We start from the raw sequence: 5,340 nt of genomic DNA on the forward strand, positions 1-5,340 counted from the left end.
GCCAGGAGGAGCGTCCACGCCGCCCAGTAGAGCTTGAACCACACGAACGGCGCCAGGAACGGGCCGAAGCCGCGCATGTCCGTGTACGACCAGCCCGGATCGGACCCGAAGACGAGCAGGTTGTGCTCGATCCCGAGCATCCCGGCGAAGGCCCTGAACCCGTAGGCGGCGACCAGCACCAGGTAGCCGACGTACTTCTGACCCACCACCACGTGCACCACGATGCCCAGCAGGGCGAAGAGGAGGTAGTCGGCGAGCTGGAGCCCGAAGAGGACCTGCCCGTACACCCCGATCTCGAAGCGGTGATAGCCCATGAGCACCTGGACGATCATCGCCGCCAGCGTCATCAGCACCTGCGCCGCGACGAGCACCAGGGCGAGCCCCAGGAAACGGCCCAGGAAGGAGACCCACTCCGGCACCGGCGACGTGTCGGCGATCTCGTTAAGGCCGGCTTCGCGCTCCCGCCAGACCAGCTCGCCCGCGTAGAAGATGGTGAGCAGCGGAACGATCAGCTTGTCGACATCGCCGGCGTGGGCCAGGAGCCCCGTCAGCCGCGCGGTGGTGGGGAAGAGCGGGACGCCCATGTGCTCCATCAGCTCGGGCCCGGTCAGCACCCGGATCCCCGCCAGCGCCACGAGGGCGAGTCCGCCCCACCCCGTCATGATCTCCCGGAACGATTCCCAGACGACGGCGAGGAGCTGGCGCACGCGGGTCGCGGCACCGAACCTCCGCCGGACCCGCGGTACGGCGGGCGGGGCGCGGCGCGCCATCCCCGCACCCACGGCGGCGTCCGGCCGCCCGGCGCGGCGGCTCCACCCGGCGCCCGGCGTGGGGTGTGCGAACCGGAAGCGGAGGTAGGTGAGCGCGAGCGCGCCCTGCGCGATACCGAGCCACAGGATGCGATTCCAGAGGAGCGAGCCCTCCAGTCCCACCAGGCGGGTGTTCTTCTCGGCGGCCGTCCACACCCTCGAGAGCTCGGCCATCGCGGTGAGACCCAGGGGGTCCAGCAGCTTTGCCAGCTCCCACCGCCCCAGGTGCTCCGCCACGAACTGCCAGCTGAGCACGGCGGCGAAGAAGAGGAGCACGGCGCCGAGGTAGCTCAGCACGGCCCGCCGGCTGAGCGCCACCATCGAGAACAGGAGCGCCGTGGCGACGAAGGCGTTCGGCAGCGCGAGGACGAGGTACGCGCCGACGTAGGAGGCGGGCCGGAACGGACCGATCAGCTCGGGGTCCACCCCGGGCGCGAGCACCGCGGCCAGGAAGCCGGCCGGGATCGCCGCCAGGATCAGCGCGCTCAGGGCGTAGGCGGCGAAGAACCGTCCGCCCAGGTACGCCGCCTTGCTGACGGGCGCGGTGTAGAGGAGCGGGTGCATCCTCGTCTGCACGTCCCTCCCCGCCGCGCTGCCGGCCAGCGCCGCGGGCACCAGCAGCCCCATGATGCTGCCGAACAGGGTGACGGTCGCGATGACGAAGGACGCCGTGAGGAAGTAGCCGCCGTTGCGGGCGTTGCCGACGTATGCTTCCCGCGTGAGCTGGAAGGTGATCCCCAGCAGCGCCACGAAGTAGAGCCAGGTCGAGACGCGGCGCAGCTGGCCGACGATCTCGAAGCGGAAGATCTCCCAGAGCTTCATCGCGCCACCTCCAGCACCGGCTCTCCGTCAGGCTGGCCGTGGTGGCCGGCCATGGTGCTGAAGTACACGTCTTCCAGGTCCGGCTCCACCGGCTCGAACCCCGCGCCGGGCGGCGTGTCGCCGTAGACGTGCACGACGGTGCGCCCCGCGAGGAGCTTGGTCGAGATCACCGCGTGCTCCCGCTCCAGCTCCGGCAGCATCGTCTTCTCGACCACCCGCCGCCAGATCCGCCCCTGCAGCGCGGCGACCGCCCGCAGCGGCTCGGCCTCGAGGAGGATGCGGCCCCGGTCGATGATGGCCATGCGGCTGCACAGCTCGGAAACGTCCTCCACGATGTGCGTGGAGAGGATCACCACCGCGTCCTCCCCGAGCTCGCTGAGCAGGTTGAGGAAGCGCACCCGCTCGGCCGGGTCAAGCCCGGCGGTGGGCTCGTCCACGATCAACAGCTTCGGATTCCCGAGGAGGGCCACCGCGACTCCGAACCGCTGCCGCATTCCCCCGGAGTAGCCGCCGAGCTTCTTCTTCCGCACGTCCCAGAGGTTCACCTGCTGGAGCAGCGCTTCGACCGTCTCCCTGCGCAGCCGCCTGCCGGTGATCCCCTTCAGCACCGCGAAGTGGTCGAGCAGGTCCTGGGCGCTCGCCCGGGGATACACCCCGAACTCCTGCGGAAGGTACCCGAGCGTCTCGCGCACCCTTTCCTTCTGGCGCAGCACGTCGAGGTCGCCCAGGGCGATGGAGCCCTCGTCCGGCTCCTGCAGCGTGGCGATGGTGCGCATCAGGGTGGACTTGCCGGCGCCGTTGGGGCCGAGCAGCCCGAACATCCCCCGCGGAATGGTCAGCGTCACGTCACGGAGGGCGTGCACCCCGTTGGGGTACGTCTTCGAAAGGTTCCGGATCCGGAGTTCCATTGTGCCACCTCGGGCAAGGCGAGTCCTGGGCGTCCTCTCGTGGAAGACGCCTGGAAAGGCGAGACGAAGACGAGGACCGGGTGCGCTCAGGCGCGCCGGCGCTCCCGGTGCCGGGAGGCCGCGGCCCAGAGGACGATCAGGCCGGCGCCGGTCCAGAGGAGGGTGGCAAGGGCCCACTCTCCGAGGTCCGGCACCCCCCTCCACACTACGACGCGTTCGCCGGTGGTGAGCGGGACGTCGATCTTGAGGGACTCGGTCCTCGCGGTGAGGAGCGCATCCATCCCGTACCGTCCGCCGAGGACGAGCTCCGCCGCCCGCTCCGGTGCGGCGTGCAGCCACTTCGTCCTGGTCAGGTCACCGATCACGCCGAGGAGCAGGAGGGCGAGGACCACCCCGACGATCCACCGCAGGGGGTGGCGGGTCCCCAGCGCCAGCGTGCTCGCGAGCAGGTACGTCCCGGTCGCCGCCGTGAAGGGGACGAGCCAGAGCAGCGGCTGGGTGGGCCAGGGCACCCTTTTCAGAACGGCGGGGTCGATGGGATCCGCACCCCACCCCGGATCGGGGAGGACCAGCAGCGTCTCGTCCACCAGCACCCTGCCGCCGGAGACCAGGGTCATCGCGAGCAGCCAGAGGAGGAAGACCGCGACGGCCGCCATCAGCCACGTCCAGCCGGCGAACACCCGCGCGAGCACGTGCCGGCGGCGGTCCACCGGCAGGGTCCAGAGGAAGTCGGCCCCGAAGCGCTTCACCCCCCTCCACACACCGATGGGAAACAGGAGGCCCAGCGCGCTGGGGAGCATCTGGTACTCGGGGCGGAAGTCGATCGCGACGCCGGTGCTGAGGATGTCGAGCATGACGAAGAGCGTCCCCAGCGCCGCGACCGCCGCCACCGCGACGGCGGGCAGCCGGAGGGCGGCCCAGACCGCGCGGACCTGCTCCCGCAGCACGTCGCGTGGACGCGGCATCGCATGAAGAACCGTCTCCGTCATGCCGGCACCTCCTCGGAAAGAAAGGCGAGGGCCGCGTCCTCCAGCCCCAGCGGCGTCACCTCGCGCACCTGCGCTCCGGCGAGGGCGAGGCGCTCGGCCACCTCCCGCTCCTCGCCCACCAGCGTGCACTGGACCTCGCGGCCGGCGCGGGAGCGCCGCAGGTCCGCCACGTGAAGCTCGGGCGGCGCCTTCCATCCCTCCGGCACCTCGACCCGGTAGCGCCGAACCCTGCGGTGGAGCTCGTCCCGCGCCATCTGCGCGACCAGCCGCCCGTCCCGGAGCACCCCCACGTGGTCCGCCAGGCTCTCCACCTCGTAGATCTGGTGCGTCGACACCAGGACGGTGGTCGGAGTGTCGGCCAGGTGCTCGGCCAGGAGGGCCAGCGTCCGCCTGCGCACCACCGGATCGAGGCCGTCGGTGGGCTCGTCCAGGAGCAGGAGGGGAGGGCGATGCGCCAGCGCCAGCAACAGCTGCAGCCGCCGGGTCTCACCCTTGGAAAGGGCGCCCACCTTCCGGTCGAGCCGGAGGCCGAAGGCGCGGCTCAGACGGTCGGCATACGCGCCGTCCCACGCCGGGTAGTAGGCCGCCACCTGCTGGATCATGCGGGCACACGTCATCCAGCCGTAGCCGTGGGCGTGGTGCTCCGGGACGTACCCCACCTGCGCCCGCACCTCCGGCCCGCGCCCGCCGGTGTCCAGCCCGAAAACCCGCGCGGTGCCGGCGTCCGGCCGCTCCAGGTTCATCAGCACCTTGAGCGTGGTGCTCTTCCCCGCGCCGTTGGCGCCCACCAGGACGTACACCGCTCCTTCGGGAACCCGGAGGTCGACCCGGTCGAGCGCCGTTTCGCGACCGTATCGCTTGGACAGCCCGTCGGTCGCCACCGCGTGTGCGTCGGCCCCGGGATCAGAGTGGGTCGGGCGGCTCATTCCTCGTCTCCCTGGTTCGTCGCGGACGCCGGAGAGGAGGGCGAGCCCTCCTCCTCGGCCGCCACCTCCCGGATGCTCGTCACCAGCTCCTCCACCCCCAGACCGCTGCGCCGCGCCTCGAGCAGCGCCCGCCTGGCGACCCCCCGGGCAAGGGCGCGGCGCTCAGCGCCGTCGCGGTGGACACCGGGCGCCACGAACGTCCCCTGCCCCCGCCTCACGTAGACGACGCCCTCGCGCTCCAGCTCCCGGTAGGCCTGCGACACCGTCCGCGGGTTCACCACCAGCTCGGAGGCGAGATCCCGGACCGAGGGCAGCGGGTCCTCCGCCCGCAGCGTGCCGACCACGAGCGCCCGCCGCACCTCGTCCATGATCTGGAGGTACAGGGGCCGTGCGTCGCGAGGATCGAGGTTCACCAGCATCGAGGCTCCGGCGTAGCGGTGTGTTACCCGAGTACAACACTACAGCGCGCTCGGCCTCCGCGCAAGGGTTATGGCGATCCGTCCGGAGAGGAGCACGCACCTTGCGGAGACGTGCTGCACCCCGCCCGGTGCGCCCAGGCGCAAACGGGCGTTCGTCCGAACCTCTTCCGTGCCTCCCACGGACTCCATGCGGCGCTTCGGGCTCCTCCTCGCCCTGCTGCTCCTGTCGCTCGCGCTCCCCACGGGCGCGCGGGCCGACACCGGCTGGAGCCTGGAGTCGCAGACCCTCCGCAGCAGCACCCCCGCGCCCCCGGCCCGCGAAGCGAAGCTTGCGCCGGCCGGGCCGTCCGGCCCGCTCACCCTTTTCGCCGCCCTCGGCTCCGCCCCCAAGGCCCTCGTCGAGGGCGGCGAGCGCGAGACGCGCCCCACCCGGGCCGCGCCTCCCCGCGGCTTCGCCCGCCCCGACC

General features: G+C 71.9%; 6 protein-coding genes. 1 reads left to right on the plus strand and 5 read right to left on the minus strand.

What is annotated here, in order from left to right; genetic code table 11:
* From VGR37_03180 to VGR37_03200, 5 genes are all read right to left on the minus strand, one after another.
* Positions 1-1,631, minus strand: a 1,631-nt coding sequence (locus VGR37_03180; GenBank protein HEV2146397.1) for a hypothetical protein, incomplete at its 3' end; no start/stop codon positions are given.
* On the minus strand, positions 1,628-2,539 hold the full coding sequence (locus tag VGR37_03185; GenBank protein HEV2146398.1) for an ABC transporter ATP-binding protein: 912 nt from the start codon (positions 2,537-2,539) through the stop codon (positions 1,628-1,630). The genes VGR37_03180 and VGR37_03185, both read right to left, overlap by 4 nt.
* Positions 2,540-2,625: 86 nt before the next feature.
* Positions 2,626-3,504: a hypothetical protein gene (locus VGR37_03190; GenBank protein ID HEV2146399.1), complete on the minus strand. Its 879-nt coding sequence runs from the start codon at positions 3,502-3,504 to the stop codon at positions 2,626-2,628.
* Between the two features lie 20 nt (positions 3,505-3,524).
* Entirely contained in the window at positions 3,525-4,454 is a 930-nt protein-coding gene (locus VGR37_03195) for an ABC transporter ATP-binding protein (GenBank protein ID HEV2146400.1), read from the minus strand.
* Positions 4,451-4,873 carry a GntR family transcriptional regulator gene (locus VGR37_03200; GenBank protein HEV2146401.1) on the minus strand — a complete coding sequence of 141 codons (423 nt, stop codon included), beginning with the start codon at positions 4,871-4,873 and terminating at the stop codon, positions 4,451-4,453. The genes VGR37_03195 and VGR37_03200 overlap by 4 nt, the downstream gene beginning before the upstream one ends.
* A 169-nt stretch (positions 4,874-5,042) precedes the next feature.
* Between VGR37_03200 and VGR37_03205 the strand changes: the two genes are divergently transcribed.
* On the plus strand, positions 5,043-5,340 hold a 298-nt coding region (locus VGR37_03205), incomplete at its 3' end, for a hypothetical protein (GenBank protein HEV2146402.1).

The organism is Longimicrobiaceae bacterium, from assembly GCA_035936415.1.
Taxonomy (GTDB): Bacteria; Gemmatimonadota; Gemmatimonadetes; order Longimicrobiales; family Longimicrobiaceae; genus JAFAYN01.